Annotated in this window: 1 pseudogene; it reads right to left on the bottom strand. The window is 65.0% G+C overall.

Annotated elements, in window-relative coordinates:
* Nucleotides 1–471: pseudogene (locus tag EN964_RS38045) on the bottom strand (autotransporter outer membrane beta-barrel domain-containing protein); the annotation flags it as partial.

Raw genomic sequence — 471 nt, 5'->3', positions numbered from 1 at the left:
TGCCCGGCCCCCGTGAGGTTCGAGGCGATGGTTGCCGTATAGCCCGCGCTCGCCGCCGAGCCGTCGCCAACGCGGATGATCGACTGCAGCCCAATAAGCCCTACGTCCGCGCCCTGCACCCGGTAGCCGCCGATCGCGAATTGCATGCCGGCAGCCAAAACCGGGCCATTCGTGCCGTCCACCGTCACCGTCCCAGCCGTACCCTGGAAGATGGCGAAGCTGCCATTGGCAAAGGGAGCGGCGAAAAGTCCGGTCGAATCCGTCCAGTTCTGGTCGCCGGCAGCACGCCAGGTGCCGTTGCCGCCATTGACGGCACCGTTGGAATGCGGACCGGCGTCGCCGTCCCAGTAGCTCAGCGTCAGGCCCGCCGAGTTGACCAAATTGACCTGGTTGGCGACCGACGTCTGCACGAAATAGTTCGGATCGGTGACGTTGAGGCCGTTGTCGATCAGCGAGCCGCCATAGTTGAAC

It is taken from the genome of Mesorhizobium sp. M7A.F.Ca.CA.001.10.2.1 (assembly GCF_003998575.1).
In the GTDB taxonomy this organism is placed as follows: Bacteria; Pseudomonadota; Alphaproteobacteria; order Rhizobiales; family Rhizobiaceae; genus Mesorhizobium.
The sequence above is the reverse complement of the archived record's forward strand: the minus strand, read 5'-3'. Positions and strand labels throughout refer to the sequence as shown.